This window comes from Sporolituus thermophilus DSM 23256 (assembly GCF_900102435.1).
GTDB lineage: Bacteria > Bacillota > Negativicutes > Sporomusales > Thermosinaceae > Thermosinus > Thermosinus thermophilus.
Genome location: NZ_FNBU01000001.1, coordinates 181,759 through 201,603, shown reverse-complemented (window position 1 = coordinate 201,603; position 19,845 = coordinate 181,759). Strand labels below are relative to the sequence as shown.

General features: G+C 51.5%; 16 protein-coding genes, 1 pseudogene and 1 other annotated feature. Of the genes and pseudogenes, 16 read left to right on the top strand and 1 reads right to left on the bottom strand.

The annotated features are described in order from the left end of the window. Positions 1 to 217 precede the first annotated feature (217 nt). From BLQ99_RS00995 to BLQ99_RS15350, 5 genes and pseudogenes are all read left to right on the top strand, one after another. Positions 218 to 1,615 (top strand): GntP family permease, encoded by a 1,398-nt coding sequence (locus BLQ99_RS00995; RefSeq protein ID WP_093687243.1) that lies wholly within the window; start codon positions 218 to 220, stop codon positions 1,613 to 1,615. A gap of 177 nt (positions 1,616 to 1,792) precedes the next feature. Next, positions 1,793 to 2,533, top strand: coding sequence for a 3-oxoacyl-ACP reductase FabG (fabG, locus tag BLQ99_RS00990; protein WP_216093611.1), 741 nt, complete (start codon positions 1,793 to 1,795; stop codon positions 2,531 to 2,533). An 80-nt stretch (positions 2,534 to 2,613) separates the two neighbouring features. Continuing rightward, positions 2,614 to 3,906: a thiolase family protein gene (locus tag BLQ99_RS00985; protein ID WP_093687239.1), complete on the top strand. Its 1,293-nt coding sequence runs from the start codon at positions 2,614 to 2,616 to the stop codon at positions 3,904 to 3,906. Positions 3,907 to 3,945: 39 nt separating this feature from the next. Continuing rightward, complete coding sequence (locus BLQ99_RS00980) at positions 3,946 to 5,262, top strand: acetyl-CoA hydrolase/transferase family protein (RefSeq protein ID WP_093687237.1); 1,317 nt, start codon at positions 3,946 to 3,948, stop codon at positions 5,260 to 5,262. Between the two features lie 101 nt (positions 5,263 to 5,363). Next, positions 5,364 to 5,545: pseudogene (locus BLQ99_RS15350) on the top strand (CoA-transferase); the annotation flags it as partial. A 189-nt stretch (positions 5,546 to 5,734) separates the two neighbouring features. Here BLQ99_RS15350 and BLQ99_RS00970 read toward each other — a convergent pair. Further along, complete coding sequence (locus BLQ99_RS00970; RefSeq protein WP_093687235.1) at positions 5,735 to 6,070, bottom strand: YlbF/YmcA family competence regulator; 336 nt, start codon at positions 6,068 to 6,070, stop codon at positions 5,735 to 5,737. 1,251 nt (positions 6,071 to 7,321) lie between these two features. Here BLQ99_RS00970 and BLQ99_RS14700 point away from each other — a divergent pair. The 11 genes from BLQ99_RS14700 to BLQ99_RS00920 all read left to right on the top strand — a co-directional run bounded on the left by BLQ99_RS14700 (position 7,322) and on the right by BLQ99_RS00920 (position 19,726). Continuing rightward, a complete protein-coding gene (locus BLQ99_RS14700; protein WP_171904557.1) occupies positions 7,322 to 7,579 on the top strand; it encodes a hypothetical protein in 258 nt (85 codons plus the stop codon). Next, on the top strand, positions 7,500 to 7,790 hold the full coding sequence (locus tag BLQ99_RS15385; protein WP_093687233.1) for an SEC-C metal-binding domain-containing protein: 291 nt from the start codon (positions 7,500 to 7,502) through the stop codon (positions 7,788 to 7,790). The genes BLQ99_RS14700 and BLQ99_RS15385 overlap by 80 nt, the downstream gene beginning before the upstream one ends. A gap of 151 nt (positions 7,791 to 7,941) precedes the next feature. Then, positions 7,942 to 8,178: a binding site (T-box leader), on the top strand. Between the two features lie 82 nt (positions 8,179 to 8,260). Beyond that, a complete protein-coding gene (locus BLQ99_RS00960; protein WP_093687231.1) occupies positions 8,261 to 8,518 on the top strand; it encodes an ACT domain-containing protein in 258 nt (85 codons plus the stop codon). Between the two features lie 56 nt (positions 8,519 to 8,574). After that, the gene (gene ilvC, locus BLQ99_RS00955; RefSeq protein ID WP_093687229.1) at positions 8,575 to 9,570 is read left to right on the top strand and encodes a ketol-acid reductoisomerase; all 996 of its coding nucleotides are present in this window, start codon (positions 8,575 to 8,577) and stop codon (positions 9,568 to 9,570) included. 19 nt (positions 9,571 to 9,589) lie between these two features. Beyond that, a complete protein-coding gene (gene ilvB, locus BLQ99_RS00950; protein ID WP_093687227.1) occupies positions 9,590 to 11,260 on the top strand; it encodes a biosynthetic-type acetolactate synthase large subunit in 1,671 nt (556 codons plus the stop codon). Positions 11,261 to 11,290: 30 nt separating this feature from the next. Continuing rightward, the gene (locus tag BLQ99_RS00945; RefSeq protein ID WP_093687225.1) at positions 11,291 to 12,532 is read left to right on the top strand and encodes an ATP-binding protein; all 1,242 of its coding nucleotides are present in this window, start codon (positions 11,291 to 11,293) and stop codon (positions 12,530 to 12,532) included. A gap of 287 nt (positions 12,533 to 12,819) precedes the next feature. Then, complete coding sequence (locus BLQ99_RS00940) at positions 12,820 to 14,169, top strand: MFS transporter (RefSeq protein WP_245690200.1); 1,350 nt, start codon at positions 12,820 to 12,822, stop codon at positions 14,167 to 14,169. Positions 14,170 to 14,379: 210 nt separating this feature from the next. Continuing rightward, a complete protein-coding gene (locus BLQ99_RS00935; RefSeq protein ID WP_093687223.1) occupies positions 14,380 to 15,159 on the top strand; it encodes a carbon-nitrogen family hydrolase in 780 nt (259 codons plus the stop codon). A gap of 266 nt (positions 15,160 to 15,425) precedes the next feature. Next, positions 15,426 to 16,835: a dihydroorotase gene (locus BLQ99_RS00930; protein WP_093687221.1), complete on the top strand. Its 1,410-nt coding sequence runs from the start codon at positions 15,426 to 15,428 to the stop codon at positions 16,833 to 16,835. 255 nt (positions 16,836 to 17,090) lie between these two features. Further along, a complete protein-coding gene (locus BLQ99_RS00925) occupies positions 17,091 to 18,479 on the top strand; it encodes an FAD-binding oxidoreductase (protein WP_093687219.1) in 1,389 nt (462 codons plus the stop codon). 23 nt (positions 18,480 to 18,502) lie between these two features. Then, positions 18,503 to 19,726: a (Fe-S)-binding protein gene (locus tag BLQ99_RS00920; RefSeq protein ID WP_093687217.1), complete on the top strand. Its 1,224-nt coding sequence runs from the start codon at positions 18,503 to 18,505 to the stop codon at positions 19,724 to 19,726. The last annotated feature ends 119 nt before the right edge of the window (positions 19,727 to 19,845 follow it).

Genomic DNA, 19,845 nt, shown 5'->3' with positions numbered 1-19,845 from the left:
CGGAAACCGCAATTCTTCTCTTGCACAGTTATGGCATGGTATTTGCAATAATAGTATTTCGAACCGGTTCAATATTTAGATATATAGGAAAGGAGGAGTTGAGGGCAACAAGCCGATTTGTCTTCTCGGGGGCAAGATCCGTGCACTCCCGGTTTATTTCCCTCGGCTTTATTAGATTCGAAACTAAAGAATGGAGGTAAGGAGGGACTTTAATTTCATGGAAGTGCTAGGAATACTAGTCAGCTTGTTTTTATTGATGTTTTTCGCCTATAGGGGCTATTCCGTTATTTTATTTGCACCGGTTTTTGCGCTGTTGGCCGCTATCAGTCAGGGCCTATCGCCAATGCCTGCGTATACGGAATTGTTTATGGCCAAGGCGGTTGTTTACATCAAATCATTCTTCCCAATATTCATGCTAGGCGCTGTGTTCGGTAAAGTCATGGAAGACACTGGGTTAGCCAAAGCCATCGCTTATAAGATCCTCCAAGCCGTCGGCAAAGAACGTAGCATCTTGTCCGTAATTCTTGCCGGCACTGTCTTAACCTATGGCGGTGTAAGCTTGTTTGTCGTCGTATTTGCCATCTACCCCTTTGCTGCGGCAATGTTTAAGGAGGCCGGCATTCCCAAGCGCCTTATTCCAGCTACTATCGTGCTCGGTGGCTGCACATATACTATGGACGCGTTCCCCGGTACACCTCAGATCCAAAACATTATCCCAACAACTTTCTTTGGCACAAATGTCTACGCCGCTCCAATACTCGGCATTATCGGCGGGATAATGATTTTCCTCGGCGGCACGTACTACCTTGAGTGGCGCCGCAAAACGGCCAAGGCCCGCGGGGAAGGTTATGGAGAAAATCTTATCAACGAGCCTACAGACATCGACGTGAAGGATCTGCCGGACTGGAAACTAGCTCTCTTGCCGCTTTTGGCGGTACTGGTCGTCAATTACATCATGAGCAATGTGTTCACCTGGAATCCGAATATTCTGGCCCCGTTCACAGCGATGAAATTGCCGTTAATGGTATCCTCTGTTAAGAATATTGCCGCCATTTGGGCTCTGATTATCTCCGTAGTCATCGGAATTATTCTGGCTGTCGCCATCGGATTCCGGAATCTGCCGGCAGGGGGGGTGGCAAAAGCCTTGAACGCCGGTACTATCGGTTCTCTTTTAGCGATCATGAATGTCGCTTCGGAGGTAGGATACGGCAACGTCATAGCTAGTTTGCCCGGGTTCAAATCGATTGCCAATGCTCTGCTGGGGATTCACATCGGAGGGACACCGCTAGTGTCCGAAGGTGTTACGATCACTACTCTGGCCGCCATTACCGGGTCGGCTTCAGGCGGTATGTCGATCGCTCTCGACATTATGGCTAAGGACTGGCTGGCCTGGGCAAATTCGATCGGCATGTCTCCGGAAGTTCTTCACAGGGTGGCTTCGATGGCATCAGGCGGCTTGGACAGTATGCCCCACAATGGCGTAATTATTACTCTTCTGGCGATTTGTGGCTTAACTCATAAGCAAGCTTATCCGGATATCTTTGCCATTGTCGTGATAAAAACCATTGCTGCATTCGCGGTCATCGGGATCCATCTGGCAACAGGCATCGTGTAAAGATGGCGATGCACCAGAAAAGACCCTGCAACGACCTGGTGCTAAGGCAAAGTCTGCCGTGCAAGCCGGGGCATCGAGCGCATAGACAGTCCAGGGTACAGTTTTGCGGTTGTTGCCCGGCTGTAGCGGCAGGGATTGGGAAGAAACGCATTATAGAGATAAATAGGAGGAATGGTTATGCGATTTCAAGGTGAAGTAGCTGTTATTACTGGTGCGGGAAGGGGAATCGGAGCCGCCATAGCCCGGAAATTGTTCGTGGAGGGCTGTCGTGTCGCAATTGTCGATATCGACGAAGCGACAGCGATTCAATCCGCACGGGCAATTGATCCAGCCGGTGAAAGAAGTATGGCGGTTTTCTGCGATGTCAGTAATAAGGAATCGGTTGATCAAGCGATGGCGAAAGTTATCGCGAACTACGGGCAAGTGGACATTTTGGTAAATAATGCGGGAATAACAAGCGACGCCATGTTTCACAAAATGTCTCTGGAGCAGTGGCAGAAGGTCATCGACGTTAACCTGACCGGGATCTTCCTTGTGACAAGGGCAGTGGTTCCACAAATGCGCGAGAGAAAACGGGGTCGGATCATCAATATTTCTTCTACTTCCGCATACGGCAATATCGGCCAGGCAAATTACTCAGCAACGAAAGCCGGAGTAATTGGCATGACGAAGACGCTGGCGAAAGAGTTGGGAAGGTACAACATTACGGTCAACGCGATCGAGCCTGGAGTAATCGAAACCGATATGCTGAAGGCTGTACCGCAGAAGATAAAGGATGGGTGGCTCGAAACGATGCCGTTAGCCCGCATGGGACAGCCGGAGGATGTTGCCAACGCTGTGTGTTTCTTGGCGTCCGATGAAGCAAGCTTCATAACCGGCGTGGAATTGCCGGTGTGCGGCGGATTTATGATCATATAGGAAACGACGATATCGGCATCGATGAAAAAATACGGTTGATCCGGCTATGAGATGGAGTATCTCGGGGAGGGGAGAACAACATGAAATACAACGGAGAAGAAATTGTTGTCGTAAGTGCGGTTCGAACGCCTTTCGGCAAATTTGGGGGCCTGATGAAAGACATCGATATTTATGATTTAGGTTCCATCGTCATGAAGGAAGCAATAGAACGAGTAGGTTTAAGTCCCGATGTGATCGACGAGGTGTGGTGGGGATGTGGCGATACCACAAACTGTAAAGATCCTTACACACCGGTCGTGGCGCGACAATCGTTAATAAAAGCCGGGCTGCCTGCTTCCACGCCGTCGATTACTTTTGACAAGGCTTGTGTTTCCGGAATGTCGGCAGTCTATTATGCAATCAGCAGGATAAGAAGCGGCGAGGCCCATGTTGTCCTTACGGGAGGAGCAACAAGTTTTAGTACGGTTCCTTTTCTGGCGCGCAATTTGCGCTGGAGTGGGCATAGAATCGGTGGGTATTCTTTAGAGGATCCACTTTTCCCGCTTGGGTACAAAGATTTTGCGCCGGTAGCGGTTGATTCGGGCAATGTCGCGGTCCAATACAACGTCTCACGGGCACAGCAGGATGAATTCGCCTACAATAGTCATCAGAAATATGGCAGGGCTTATGTCAGTGGTTTTTTCCGGACGGAGATGGTGCCGATTGATGTTACGGTGAAGAAAGGGAAAACTGCGGAAGTTGTCCGGTTGGATATCGACGAACAATATCGCCCCAATGTGAATTTGGCTGATTTGGAGAAACTTCCGACCATTTTCGGCAATCCCACCATTACGGCCGGCAACGCTCCCGGAATGAACGACGGGGCAGCCGCGCAGATCGTTATGGATCGTCGAACCGCCGAGCGACTGGGATTGGAGCCGTTATATACGATCGTTGGCATGTGTTCGATCGCGGCTAACGCAAATCTGCTCCCGGTCGCCCCGGCGTTGGCCATCAAAAAATGCCTGAACGAATTAGATATTTCTATCGATGAGATTGACGTATTCGAAATTAATGAGGCATTTGCCTGTGTGCCGCTCGTATCCGCCAAACTGTTATCCTGTACAGACTTTCTTGAGGAAGATTACAAGGAAACGCTGACTAAAATTGATGACTACCCACTGCACACTTTCAGTGAATCCCGATATAAACAGCTGCTCGGGAAGCTGAACGTTAATGGCGGTGCGATTGCCGTTGGCCACGCAAACACCGCCAGCGGTGCCCGGATTATGATGACGGCGGCAGCGGAATTGAGGCGGCGCGGCGGGGGGTTGGCTGCCTGTGCCATATGTGGGGGTCTCACCCAGGGCGACGCCTGCATCATCCGGGTTTGATTAAATGTAAGTAATTAGCGACAGGGGAGGAGCATGATTATGAGCTGGCAGGAAATTTATAAAAAACGTCTCACGACTGCGGATGAAGCCGTCAAACTTATAAAGTCTGGCGACAGGATAGTTCCGGGCCACGCCGCAAGCGAGTCTAGACTGTTAATTGACGCCTTAATGAAAAGAGCGCCGGAGCTGCGAAATGTTGAAATCTGGCAAGGAGTGACAATAAACAACGATGCACCTTACTACCGTCCGGAGATGCAAGGCCATTTCATCGTGAATACAGCGTTTGCCAGTCCTGGAACACGCGAGGCAATTTGGGAAAACCGGGGTCATTTCACGAGCCTTATGTTTCACAGATTCCCTAGAGCTTTCAGGGAAAAGCGGATCCCAGTCGACGTTTTCATTACGATGGTGTCGCCGCCGGATGTCCATGGATATTGCAGCCTAGGCGTTTCGGTTGATTACTCTAAACAGCTTATCGAGAGTGCAAAGATAGTGATAGCCGAGGTTAACCCAAATATGCCGCGGACTCACGGCGACACATTTGTCCATGTTTCCGAGCTGGACTGCATTGTGGAGGGCAATGGTCCGCTTTTGGAACTTACTCGATTTGCCAAACCCAATCCGGTGTTAGAGCAAATCGGGAAGAACGTCGCTTCGTTGATCCGAGACGGAGACACGTTGCAAATAGGTGCAGGAACGTTGCCGGATGCAATCATGTCCTACCTAAAGGACAAAAATGATCTCGGGATCCATTCAGAAGTGGTATCAGACGGTATAATGGAACTCATAGACTCCGGTGTTGTGAACGGCAAAAAGAAAACCCTCCATCCGAATAAGGCTGTCGCCACTTTCGTGTACGGAACCCGGAAAATATACGATTACGTGGACAATAACCCTTTTTTCCTGCTTTATCCGGTAGATTACGTTAACAATCCATTTGTAATAAGCCAGAACGACAATATGGTGGCGATAAACTCGGCTCTGGAAATCGACCTGTTGGGGCAAGTAGCAGCTGAGTCGATAGGGCCTAAACAATTTAGTGGGATCGGTGGTCAGCTCGACTTTATAAGAGGGGCTGCAGCGTCAAAAAATGGACGTTCTATTATTGCACTGCAATCGACGGCCCAAAATGGTAAAATTTCCCGGATAAGCTGTCAGTTAAAGGCGGGAACACCTGTTACTACTACCAGAAACGACGTTCATTACGTCGTAACTGAGTATGGTGTCGCAGATCTATTCTGCAAGACCAACGAAGAAAGAGCGGCAGCGCTCATCTCAATTGCGCATCCTAATTTTCGCGACCAGCTACGAGAAGAGTATAAGTCTTTGTTCGGAGTTTCTCTACCACAGATCTAAAGGCATAAAGAGATTATCATGAACATTTAAACGGAAGGGGGGAGACGTTGTAGTTTTGATGTCTCCCCCAAAATAATAACCCTTATTATTGTGCGTACCGGCGAATGGTGACTGGAATGGGCAGGACGATGAAACTTGTGTCGGGGGCTAGGAAAGTAATTATTGCTATGGAGCACACCTGCAAAGATGGGGCACCCAAGATATTGAAAAATGTACTCTCCCGCTAACTGGGAAAAATGTTGTGAATCTTATTGTGACCAATCTGTGCGTATTCGAAGTGACCTTGAATTAGAGTCCGTCCTTTATTGGACGGAATTTTTCTTTATCCGTTCAAGGATATTTTCCATTGTGTTTATGACTTTAGTTGCATCGACTTTGTGGCGTGAGTATAAATATCCAGTGTTGTACTGCCCCGGGAGTGGCCTAATTGCCGCGCTTGAGCTCCTCTTCATTAGTTCTTTCGAACACCTTACTATCTGTTACTTCCTGCCAGCGCTTGCTCGAGCAACTCGTCGATAAGCTCATGTAGCTTCATTACCACATTGTCAAATTTTTGCCCCGCCTTAAAATAAGCAGCAATCTCTGGTACTTGCATCAACTCATTAAATCTTCGCTCCAACTCTTCTATCGGAAATTTTCCTCCGCCGTCGGTCCGTTGGTACGCCTTAGCATGGTCAAGGGAGAATTGCTCAACACGTCTCTTCAGTTGGCTGTTTCTTTCAAGGGTGTCTTTGGCTTGTTTCAGCGCCTTAAATTCATTGGTTTTTTTTAATTCCTCTACGATTTCTTTCGCTTTATTTTCAAGCATGGTGATTTTCACCTCGTTAGCAGATTAAATAGCACTCCTTTCAGTATATTCGGGTACGGTGAAATATGATTCGGGCGAAATATACTGTTTAACGGAAAAGGCAGGAGACATCCCGCCTTTTTCAACAAATTATATAATATTGAAATCTTATTACTGCTATCACTTGGCAGGGGTAATACAAGCAGGAGAGCTTTTGGCATCAGGCCAAGTGAGAGCTATATACAATTATGTTTAGAACCGCCGAAACGGGAAGAAGGGAAAGAATGGGAAGAACGGGAAAAAGGGGAAAAACCTAAACCTTGGGAATCTGCGGAATCTACCAAACCTACCGAATCTGCCAAATCTACCGAACCTGCCGAACCCATCCGGGTTGCCATCCGGGTTGCCCCTTGGTTCATCGTCCATGTATGCTGTGTCCGATGGCGCACCGCATCTTGGACATGCCATATAACGTCGGTAGTCATATTCATGGCCGCAGCAAGAACACACCTTACAAACTTCGCAACGGCGCGTCTCATATACTCTGTATTTTGTAGTATAGGTTCCGATATACCGTCTCTGACATTTAGGCATATGATCACAATTGGGCATACAATAATGCTCGGGCATACATTCGCACTCAGGCATACAATCATACTCGGGCATACAATCATAATCGTCCATGCACTCACAATCTCGCATATGGGATCGCATTAATATACCTCCAATAATGTTTTTTTGGTGGGATTCCTGTTATATTGTATGCAAAACAATCGCTAGATGTTATGTCGATTTATTGTTTAGTGCATGGTGGATTTTATGGTATATTTTGTTAAATACTCTTGCGATGTGAGTGGGATTGGGTTTTAGGGTATTTCAGGGTACCTTGTGCTCTGCAGCGGCGGATGTTATTTGGCTTGTTCCCCATGTGCCTGAGCCGTCTTACGGCTTGCCAGACGCTGAAGTTTTCCTTAGCAGCCGTGAGCCTTCTAGGTTCGGCCCATTTTCTCTTTATGGTGTATAAATTATTTTCCCTATCAATATATTTTAAATCAAAAGCCAATTGTAGGAATGACTACAGTCTACCACGGTACTTAACTGGCATAAATTGTTTCTTTAATGCCGATCCAAAACTCATCTGGGCTGTAGAAGAAATATCAAACAGTCGGTAGATATTGGAGAGATTTGTAGCGTATTGGGGATTTGGTTTCAATAGCCTGTTCCGGTCTGCTGTGTGAGCATGTGGTTAGCAATAATCTCGAGGTGAAGGGCATGTCGATAATAAATGCCGACCCCAATGAGCTGACGTTGGTTATGACGCTTATTGCTGTCGCCTTGTCTGATGATATAGGTGCGGACGAGTTAAATGCAATCGGTAGTGTGATTATTGCTATTGGAACGATAATGGTTACTATTGCGGCCATAAAAGCAGCCCAAGAACTGAAACAGGATGAGAAGAAACAAAAAGACGAGATTCAAAAACAATTTGAACATTTGCAAAAGCAGATTGACCAACTTAAAGCCAAATAGCTGTAGGACCCAAGCGCAAAATAGCCGCAATGTCCCCTGTCCATGCGGCAGCGGGGAAAAGTTAAAAAATGTTGCAGACGGCGAAGACAGCTATCTATTCGCAAACGACATTTTTGTAAAAAACCTCTTGCAAAATGACTGGCTTTGCTGGTATAATGTATACACAATCGCGATGGATAACGTAATACTGCCAAGGCAGAAGGGCATCTAGGGTTCCGCCATAAATAAATGGGTCTGGACCGAGCGATGCCGGGCGCAATGGTGCGCTACACCGTGAGGATAAAAAACTCTGCGGAAAGTTCTCGCTTTATTTTTTAAAGTGGACTTTCGGCAGAGTTTTTGTTTTACAACGCTATATGCTGGTAAAAGTGATGATTGGGATCAGAAGCATTACTGAGTCCGCTGCAGAGAGCCGGTGGATGGTGCAAACCGGAGCGGCGCGATGCTTCTACGTCACCCATGAACTCCTGGCTGAAAATGTTCGTCATGGCGAATATCAGTAAGCTAAGGCGTTAGCCCCACGTTACCGGGGTAGCCGGTGATTGGCCGGTGCAAAAAGTAAAAAGCAGGGTGGTACCGCGGAAATTTCCGCCCCTGCCGCGAGTGGTGTCATGCCGCGCGGCAGGGGCGGTTTTATTTTAAGATTTTATTTTAATAAGGATTAATGAGGAGGGGGTTTTAATGAAACACAAGGTTTCTATCCTACTTGCGCGGCAGGATGATTCGCTGGTGCGGCTGACAGGACTTCTGTATCGGAAAGGCTATGTGATTGAAAGTCTTTCATCAGGGCCAACCGAGGAGCAAGGGCATATTCGGGTCACGGCCGTTATTTCCGGTATTCAGAAAACGCCCCGCCTGCTGATGAGTCAAGTCGCGAAACTGTTTGACGTGGTAAGCGTGGATGTCTGGGAAGATAACAACAGCGTCCAAGTCAACTAACTCATCAATAAAGTTTTAATAAATATATAAAAATGAGAACTTAGGGAGGAATTATAATGAAAAAACTTTATTATGACCATGATGCCAATTGGGACATTATCAAAGATAAGCATGTGGCCATTATTGGTTACGGAAGCCAAGGGCATGCCCATGCGCTGAACCTGCATGACAGCGGCGTTAAGGTCACTGTCGGCCTGTACGAAGGAAGCAAGTCCTGGAACAAGGCGCTAAGCGACGGGTTGGCCGTTGCCACGGTCAGGGACGCGGTAGCTCAGGCCGATATTGTCATGATGCTGCTGCCCGACGAAAAACAGGCAGCCGTTTATACCGAACATGTAGCGCCTTATATCAGACCCGGAGCGGCTTTGGCGTTTGCCCATGGCTTCAATATTCACTATAACCAGATCATTCCGTCGACCGACATCGATGTATTTATGGTCGCCCCGAAAGGACCCGGCCACTTGGTGCGTCGCGTCTTTACCGAAGGCAAGGGCGTACCGTGTCTTATGGCGGTTTACCAGGACAGCACCGGCATGGCGCAGGACCTCGCCTTGGCTTATGCCCGGGGCATAGGCGGCACGCGCGCCGGGGTGCTACTTACCACCTTTAAGGAAGAAACAGAAACGGACTTGTTCGGGGAGCAGGCCGTTCTCTGCGGGGGTCTGGCCGAACTGGTCTGCGCCGGTTTTGAAATATTGACCGAGGCCGGTTACCAGCCCGAGTCGGCATATTTTGAATGTCTCCATGAACTGAAGCTCATTGTTGACCTGATGTATGAAGGCGGGTTAGCGGCCATGCGCCACTCGATCAGTGATACCGCCGAGTATGGGGACTACATGACCGGAAAGCGGATTATTACGGAAGCGACCCGGGCCGAGATGCGCAAGATCCTGGCGGAAATTCAGGACGGCACTTTTGCGAAAAACTGGATTTTGGAAAACAAGGCCAATCGTCCGGTCTTTACTGCTTTGCGCCGGCAAAAAGCGGCCCATCCGGTTGAGACGGTAGGGAAAGAACTTAGGGCTATGATGCCGTGGCTGAAAAAGGAATAGTTGACAGGGGATTGATTTTATGAAGTTGACGGGCAGCAGAATTATTGTCGAAAGTCTTTTGCGGCAGGGCGTTGATACGGTATTTGGCTATCCCGGCGGTGCGATCATGCCTTTATATGACGCCCTGTACGATGCCCCGATACGCCATATTTTAACGGTGCACGAACAAGGCGCCGCTCACGCCGCCGACGGCTATGCCCGGTCGTCGGGGCGGGTGGGCGTATGTATCGCTACCTCGGGCCCTGGCGCAACCAACTTAGTAACAGGCTTGGCCACCGCTTACATGGATTCTTCGCCGGTTGTCGCCATTACCGGGCAGGTTGCGACCAACCTCATTGGCCGGGACGCTTTTCAGGAGATCGACGTCATCGGTATTACCATGCCGATAACGAAACATAACTTTCTGGTCAAAAATGTGAATCAACTGGCGGCAACGATCGACAAGGCCTTCGCGATCGCCACCAGTGGGCGGCCGGGGCCGGTGCTGATCGATGTGCCGCGGGACGTTTTGCTTGCCGAAACGGATTACTGCCCTGACCGTCCTCTTGGGATTGAGCCGCACAAAGAGCAGGACAGTGTGCCTGACCATGTGGTGAGCGCCGCGGCTAAAGCGCTTGCCACCGCCGAGCGGCCGGTTCTGGTAATCGGCGGCGGGGTAAAAACAGGGGCGGCGGAGCGTGAAGTTATGGCGCTTGCCGAACAAACAGGCATTCCTGTTGTCAGTACGTTAATGGGGCTGGGGGCCTTCCCTGCCGACCACCGCCAGTTTCTCGGGTTGACCGGGATGCATGGGCATAAGGCAGCTAACCTGACGGTGCACTATGCCGATGTGGTCTTAGCCGTTGGTACCCGCTTTAACGACCGTGTTACCGGCGATCCGGCCAATTATTCTTCCGGCAAAACCATTATCCATTTGGATGTTGACGCTGCCGAACCCGGCAAAAACATGGAAACGGAGATTGCCCTCATCGGCAATGTACGCGCTTCACTAAAGCAAATATTGGCGGCGCTGGCGCGGGCAGCGCGCGCTGACTTAGCGCCCTGGTGGGAAAAGATCGCCCAGTGGCGGCACGCGGTAACAAGCCGCAAAATGTGCCCGGGCCAGATCGACCCTGCCTGGCTGATGCGGCATATGGCCAAGGCTGCGGCCGGGCAACAGGTAGTTTGGGTAACCGACGTGGGCCAACATCAAATGTGGGCGGCGCAGCATCTAAAAATTGACAGTTCGCGCAGTTGGATCACTTCTGGTGGGTTGGGGACGATGGGGTTTGGCCTGCCGGCAGCGCTTGGCGCGCAGGTGGCCTGCCCCGGCAGCCGCGTCATCCTAATTGCTGGCGACGGTGGCTTTAAGATGACCGGCATGGAGCTCTATACCGCCGTAAATGAGAAGCTGCCGCTGATTTGCGTGATTTTAAATAACCAGGCTTTGGGCATGGTGCGGCAGTGGCAAAAACTGTTCTTTCAAGAGCGCTATGCTGCAACCAATTTGGTCCCTTTTGATTTTGTCGGGTTTGTCCGGAGCTTCGGCATTGAGGCCTATAAGGCAAGCACACCGGACGAGTTTGCCGCCGCTTTTCAAGAGGCGCTCGGCGGGGCCGGGCCGACGGTAATCATTGCTGATATTAATCCGGACTGCCTGGTGCTGCCGATGGTGCGGCCAGGCCAGGCCATCCACTGTTTTGTGGAATAGTTTTGGTCATTTTAAGATGGAGGCCTAAAAATGGCGAGGATTTTTTCCGAACTTGAACAACTGTTGGTTTATAGAAATCTGTTGCAAGATGAGGTAATCAAAAAGTTAATGGCTTTTGCCAAGGACGAATGCCCGAAGCTAAGGGGAGACCTGGCCGGGGAACTGATTGTAAAAGCGGAGGAGCTGGGGCTGGCGGGCAATCTCCTCAATAGCTATATAATTCATCTTGTCAGCTTCGATAATAATGTTTTCAGCAGGACGGCGGAGAAAACCGGAGGCAAAGTCGGAGCAAGCCTGCTGAAGGCTGCTGCTTACGATATAACGATCCTTAAAAAAGTGTTTAGGCAGAGTCAGCAGTGCGGTTTTGACAGCATTGTGCTGAGTTATAACCCTACTTATCAAAAACGGGACAATAATATTGCTGAGGTGCAGGACTGGCTGCTGGACAGTACCGACCGGTATTCGGCTGAGCAGGTCGCCGCGCTGCTCTGTGAGCATTATGCCCGGTATGGTTACAGCGAAATGGCCGGCTGCCGAGCGTTTAGGTGGGATAAGCAAAAAGGTCTGGTGGGGGTCAGGCACATCGACCCGATACGACTGGAAGATATTGTGGGCTATGAGCGCCAGAAAAAGACCTTGCTCCGTAACACCGAGGCTTTTCTTGCCGGTAAACCTGCCCACAACGTGCTACTGGTCGGCGCCAGGGGAACGGGGAAGTCCTCGTCGGTGAAGGCGCTGGCCAATCGCTACTATGAAGATGGGCTCAGGCTTATCGAGGTAACGAAAAATGACCTTCAGGACTTGCCGGCGGTTATGAACGCTGCCCGCCAGTGGGGCAAAAAGTTTATTTTGTTTATTGACGATTTGTCGTTTGAGGAGTCGGAATTAGGCTATAAACAGCTAAAATCGGTGATGGACGGCGGGCTGGAAACACGGCCGGATAACGTTTTGATTTATGCTACGTCAAACCGCAGACGCTTAATCCGGGAGTCGTGGCAGGACCGCGCCGGGGATGAGGTCCACCATCAAGATACCATTCACGAAAAAATTTCCCTCGCGGATCGGTTTGGCATTACGCTGACCTATCCCTCGCCGAACCAGGACGAGTATCTTAAGATAGTAGAAGACATCGCCCGCAAAAACAACATTGACTTACCGTCCGTTGAGCTCCGGGCGCAGGCGCTGCGCTGGGAAATGGCCCATTCGGGCCGTTCCGGCCGGATTGCCAGGCAGTTCGTTGATGATCTTATCAGTAAAATATCCTGTGGTTGATAGCGCTGTAGCACGGCGAAGGGCTTAACCCAAGCGGGGAGAAAAAACTGCGGATAATGCAGCTGGCAAAGGAAATAGTAAAAGGGCGGGATTGTCCCGCCCTTTTGCGTTATAGGGTTTGCTTGAACATTCGTAAGCATTGATAAGCATAGTATACTTTGCCAAGACAGGCGCGGCCGGGAGAATTAGGATTTGAAGCGGTAAATAATGTAAATTGGGCAGGATTTTCGGCCAAGAAAAGGAAGAGATATTTAATGGCAGTAAACAGCGGCTAACGGAGGGATGTTGTGATAACGACGGCAATTATGCAGGAATATCATCGGCGGAGATGGCTGATTTGGCTGCCGCTCGCCCTGGCTTTTCTTACCCCTTACTTTCACCGAACGGTGATGGGCGTGGTGACGGACAACCTGATGCGCGATTTTGCAATCGAACGGGCGTCAGAGATGGGCAATTTAGCCTCCATTTACTTTTATACATATGCCGTCATGCAGCTGCCGGCAGGAATATTAACCGATCGTTTCGGGCCAAGACTCATCGTAACGGCCGCCTTAGTCACTGCTTCCTTGGGAGCGTTTTTTTTCAGCTGGTCCGGCAGTATTGCCGGGTTATACGCCGGACGCTTTTTCGCTAGTTTAGGCGTAAGTCTGATCTATGTCAGCATCGTGAAAATTCATGCTGAATGGTTCCGACTGCGGGAATTCGGCACAATGACCGGACTAATTGTCGTCGCCGGCAGCGCCGGGTTTTTGTTATCCGCTACACCGCTGGCGTATGTGGTCGATGCTTTCGGCTGGCGGACAGCCTTCGTTTTAATTGGATGTTATTCCATGCTAATGGCGGGATTTTGCTGGCTCATGGTGAGGGATCGCCCGGTTGATGTCGGTTTGCCTTCGCTTGCCGAGATTGAGGGCATTGAGCGTGATGCCGGCAGTCAACAGGTCAATGGGAGAAGCGGCATTGGAAGGGCTTTGAAAACTGTGCTTGGCAATCCGCATACGTGGTGGCCGGTTTTGGCGGCCGTGGCAATCTACGGCGTGTATATGGCCTTTATGGGCATATGGGCCGTTCCTTACTTCATGCAAGTTTACGGTATGCCGCGTACGGAAGCTGCTAATTACATCATGGCGATGGCGTTAGGCACTATGGTGGGCGGGCCATTGTTGGGAGTTATTTCCGACCGGTTAGGACTGCGGCGGGGGCCGTATATTTGGAATACCGTGTTTTTCTTGGCGGTATGGCTGGTGTTGACGGTCTGGAATGGCGGGAAACCCCCGGTATGGGCGCTCTATCCGCTTTGTTTCGGTATCGGACTCGGGGTATCCGGAGTCAACATGGCGGTGGCCTGCACCAAAGAAGTCAATCCGCCGGAACTGACGGGCATCGCGGCCGGGGTAGGCAACTCCGGCGGTTTCGTAGGCGCCGCGCTCATGCAGCCCGCTTTTGGCTGGGTTCTGGATCGGCAATGGCAGGGCGCTATGGAGCACGGGGTTAGGATCTATTCGCAGCAAGCCTTTCAGGTAGCGTTTGGTGGCTGTGCATTGGTGCTTGTGCTTGGCTTGTTATGTACGCTGATGATTAAAGAAACGGGCTGCCGCAATATTTCCCGGGAGCTTGCGCGGACGGTGGTAGGGTAAAAAAATATTATGCGGTAATGCCAGACGGTAGCGCTGGGCGTGATTTACTGGCGCCAAGAATTTTCCGAAAAGATGGCCAATTTCCTGCAGGTGTATTTTGCCCCATAAAGTAATATATCTAAATAACCGGTATTTCTATATCAAATATTTTTGCCGTAAAATTACCCACCATTACGAAGTGGTGGTGCTGGGTGAGGAGATGGTTGAGTAATGAAAGTCGCACTGCTGCAAATGGATATCGTCCTGGGCGATGTCCAGGCTAACCGCCAAAAGGCGCTGGCCATGCTGGAGCAAGGCGCCAAGGCTGGCGCCAAGTTGTTCGTGCTGCCCGAGCTATGGACAACGGGCTATGTGCTTGACCAATTACTGGAGATTGGCGAGCCTGATGGCGGGCCTACCGTCACAATGCTGCAGAAGTTTGCCAAAGACAACGGCGTCGAAATTGTCGGCGGTTCAATCGCCGAAATCCGCGACGGCAAGGTGTATAACACCATCTATGTTATTGACAGCGCCGGTGAAGTGATCGGCAAATACAGTAAAATTCACCTGGTGCCGATGATGAATGAGGAAAAATATTTGGCTCCTGGCGATAAACAAGGCTTATTTGACCTCAGCTTTGGCAAGGCCGGCGGCATCGTTTGCTATGACCTCCGGTTCACCGAACTGACGCGCGCGCTCGCGCTAAAAGGGGCGCAGGTGCTGTTCGTACCGGCCGAATGGCCGGCGGTCCGCGGCCGGCACTGGCTTATCCTGAGCCAGGCCCGGGCCATTGAAAACCAGATGTTTGTCGTTGCCGTCAACCGGGTGGGCCAAGACCATAGCAACACCTTCTTCGGCCATTCCCTGGTTGTGAGTCCCTGGGGCGAAGTTCTGGCCGAGGGGTCCGAAACCGAAGAACAGGTTATTATTGCCGATATTGATCTTGGGATCGTGCCGGAAATTCGCCGGAAAGTACCGGTATTCGCCGACCGGCGCCCGCAGTATTATTAACCAAATCAGTGCTAGATTAAATTTCTTAATAAGGGTTCTGCAAAAGTTTGGAACTATGGTAATTTGGTATAAGCCATTTTAAAATCTCCGCTTTAACTGCGGATTTTGAAAATGGCTCTTTTTTTGAAACGCAATCCCTTTTTACACAATTGATACATTTTCATATTTCCGACCCCAGATAAATCAAGGATAAGACTATTAGTCAGCTGCTCGCGGTGCTGATTCGGATAGCCTGCAGGATGTTTAGCCATTAGGAGGGGAAGGACATGGCTTATCGCTATGACATACTCTTAAAAAACGGCACGGTTGTTGACTATGCCACCGACCGCGAAGAGGTCGCGGACGTTGCCATTAAGGACGGTAAAATCGCGGAGATTGCGCCGGATATTGCTCCCACTCTGGCCCAGGAAGTAATCGAACTACGCGGCTACCATGTCGTACCCGGCATTGTCGACCTGCATACGCACATATCGGCTTGGATTGGCGGCAAATTTGGCCACAAGATGCTGGCCAAGGCGGGGGTTACGACCACCTTGGACATGGCCGGACCGGTCGACAGTGTCCTCGATTTGGCCCGCGACTACGGGGTGGGCCTGAATGTCGCCACGATTGAGTATGTGCGGCCTGAGTACACCGTAAAGGACACCAATCCCGGCACGGCTGAACTGCAGGACTTGCTGGACAGGTCACTAAAAAAGGGGGCTATTGGCCTTAAACTGCTCGGCGGTCACTACCCACTAACGCCTGACGCTACGGCCCGGGCCATCGAAGTAGCCAATCAAAATAAGGCTTACATTGCCTTCCACTGCGGCACCTTAAATAAAGGTTCTAACATTGAAGGCTTTCTCGAAGCGATCGAACTGGCGCAAGGCCAGGCGCTGCATATTGCTCATATTAACAGCTACACGCGGGGGGTGATCCGCCCCTGGATGCAGGAAGCAGAAGAAGCCATTGCCGCCCTGATTGCTAACCCCAACATCCGCTGTGAGTCGTACCTTTCGCCCCTTAACGGTACCAGCGCCAGGTGCGCGCAAGGAGCGCCGGAAAGCCTGCAAACCCGGAAATGTCTTGAAGCCGGCGGGTTTGCGCCGACCGAACAAGGCTTGGAGGAGGCCATTTTGGCCGGCTGGGCCCAAATCAACATGGAAGCGGGTGGCGAAGTGGTGCTCGCTACCGGCCCGGAAGCGGCAGCGTACTGGCGACAAAAAGAAACCGATACCACTGTCAGCTTCAATGTCAACCCGCCTGAGCCGCGGCTGCGGCTGGCCACGGCTAAGCGCCCTGACGGCCGTTTTGTCGTCGACGCCATCAGCACCGATGGCGGCGGCATCCCCCGCAATGTTATTGTCGAAATGGGGCTGTCCCTTGTCAAACTACAGGCGTTGACGCTGAAAGAGTTTGTCCAGAAAACCAGCTATAACCCGGCCCGTATTCTTGGCCTCATGAACAAAGGACATTTCCGGCCTGGCGCCGACGCCGACATTACCGTGCTTGACCTGACTAGACAGCAGGCCTTTATGACAATAGTAAACGGTAAGGTTATTATGGTGAACGGCTATGTCTGCGGGCAAGGCAGCACGGTTATCACCACTGCCGCCGGCGCGGACTATGTACAAGCAAAAGGGCTGCAGCCTCGGGTAGTAGACTTGGCGCAAAGCGCTTTTTACCAAATTTGAAACAATGACATCCAGTTTTTACAGCTGCCCTCTACCCCGGGCAGCTTTTTATTGCCGCTAACCGGCCGCAAATTTTGGCGGCAATGGTAGGCGGTTTTGGCAAGGCGTTTAACTTTTGCCGCTTTTGTCAAAAGATTAGAAAGGAGTGCCTTTTAAATATGTCGAATGATTTAAATAAAATGGCAACTACAAGGTGACGGCCCTGAACCGCCAGAAGCGGAGGCTGCTTTTTGCATTTCACACGGAGGTGCTGCAATGATAGCCAATGAAATTAAAGAAAAACTGCGCGCCATTGTTGGCGCCGAAAACGTGCTCGATTCCAACATCGACCGTTTTGGCTACTCTTATGATTCGTCTTTTGTTCCGCTCGTGCCCGCCAATAACCCTGACGTTGTCGTCCGTCCCCTTACGACGGAGGAAGTGTCGCAAGTAATGGCGCTGGCCAACGAGCATGGCATCCCGGTAACGCCGCGGGGAGCGGCCAGTGGCCGCACCGGAGGCAGTATTCCCCTGGCCGGCGGTATTTCTTTATGCCTTGACCGGATGACCAAGATTTTGGAATTCGATGAGAAGAACATGATGATCACCGTCGAACCAGGGGTGCGGACGGTTGACCTGTACAATTTCTGTGCGGCCAAAGGCTTATTCTATCCGCCTGACCCGGCAAGCTGGAAGTTTTCCACCATCGGCGGCAATGTCGCCGAAAACGCCGGCGGCATGCGGGCCGTCAAGTATGGTGTTACCAGCAACTATGTGATGGGCCTGGAAGTGGTGCTGGCCGACGGCACGGTTATTCAAACCGGCGGCAAGGCCATTAAGAATGTAACCGGCTATAACCTTACCCAATTGTTCACCGGCTCGGAAGGCACGCTGGGCATCATCACCAAGGTGTTGCTCCGGCTTATCCCCATGCCCAAGGCGCGTAACACGCTGCAGCTTATGTTCTACTCCCTTGACGACGCCTGCGCCACTATTCATAAGATGCTGCAGTCCGGCGTTGTGCCGGCGGCGGCCGAACTGATGGACAAAATGAGTATTCAGGCGGTGGCCCGCCATCGCAAGCTCGATATCGATCAGGCCGTCGAGGCCTGCGTTATTATCGAAATCGACGGCGATAATAAGGAAGAACTTGATAAGCAAGCCGAACAGATCGCGACGATTGCCCGCGGCTTTAACGTTGCGGAAGTGCGCATCGCGCAATCGAAGCAGGAAGAGGAAGACATCTGGGCAATCCGCCGCGGCCTTAGTTCGGCGGTAGGGGCCATGGCGCCCAACCGGCTGGGTGAGGACATTTCGGTGCCGCGCAACGAATTTCCCGAAATGGTCCGTCGCATCCGCAAAATCTCCGAAAAATACAACCTGCCTATCGCCGTTTATGGCCATGCCGGCGACGGCAACCTGCACCCGTCGGTCTTGTGCGACCTGTCTAATCCCGAAGAAGCCGAACGGGTGCACAAGGCGGTTGACGAGATCTTTGCCGAGGCCCTGGCCGTTGGCGGCACGCTGTCCGGCGAACACGGCATTGGCATTACTAAACGGCCGTATACGATAAGTGCCCTGGGTGAAGGGGGTATCAGGGTGCACAAAGCGATTAAACAGGCGCTCGACCCGAAAGGCATTTTAAATCCCGGGAAAATATGGTAAATATTTGCTAGAAGGAGCTTATCATGAGCAATACCGATAAACGCGACCTTTTGCAAAAGGTGAGCAGCATCGTCAGCCAGTGCGACCGCTGCGGCACCTGCCTGACCGTATGTCCGCTGTTTGGCGTAAAAGATATTGAAGCGTCCAGCGCCCGCGGCAAAAATAACATCGCCCGCGCGCTGGTGCAGGGCGGGTTTGAGCCCACGCCTGACGTGCTGGAAGCGATGAATTTTTGCTTGCTCTGCCGGACGTGCGTCGACAACTGTCCGAGCAAGGTCAAAACCGATGAGGCGATGATGGCCGTCCGGCAGTACTTTGCCGACAAGTCCGGCGCCGGTATAAAGTATAAGGCGCTCGGCACGATGCTGAAACACCGGACGCTGGTCAAAATGTCGGCCGGGGCCCTGGGCGTGCTGCGCAAAGTGGGGTTAAACCGTTTCGTGCCTTTCGGTATGGCACCAAGTGGGTTGACCCGCGAGCAGTATCTTGCCAATTTTGCCGGCCCGGCCGCCCTCGGCGGCCCGGCGCCCCATCGGAGCGTAAGTCTCCCGGCGAATGCTAAAGTGGCCTATTTCTATGGCTGTGGCATGCGGATGATGTTTCCCGAGGCGGCCAGGGAGACGGTGGCGATTTTACGCACGCTGTCCGAGCCGAAATTGGTGGACAATGTGTGCTGCGGCTTGCCGCACCTGGCCCACGGCTTGCGCGGCGATTTTCTGGAACTGGCGAAAGAAAACATCCGCCTGTTTGAAGACGTTGATGTGGTGGTTAGCGACTGCGCCAGCTGCAGCGGCATGCTCAAACACGTTGCTTCCTATTTTGCCGACGACCCGGAGTGGAAAGACCGGGCGGCCGCGTTCAGCCGCAAGATTATGGGCCTCAGCGAATATCTGGTAAAGGTGGGCTATCAGCCCAGGCAACGCAGCATTGTGAAGATTACCTTCCACGAGCCGTGCCATCTCGGCCGCGGCCAGGGGATCAAAAAGCAGCCGCGACAGCTGCTCACTGCGGCAGCGGATTACGTCGAAATGCCTGGCGCCGATACCTGCTGTGGCGGCGCCGGTTCGTTCCATATTGATTATCCTGACATTGCGGAGGCGATTCTTGACAAGAAAAGAGCCAATATCGAGCAGACGGGCGCCCAAATCGTCGTTACCGAATGTCCTGTCTGCCTGGTGCAACTGAATAAGGCGGCCGCGAAAAGCGCGGGCAAGTTCCGGGCGATGCACATCAGCCAGGTGCTTTAACTAAAGAGGCGGCAGCTTATTGGGCTTGCCGCCTCTGTTACTCCCTGAATTTTTCCTGCCTTTGCTATTGCACTTTTGGCTGTTTATGATACAATCAGGAAAGCGAATAATCGAGAGGC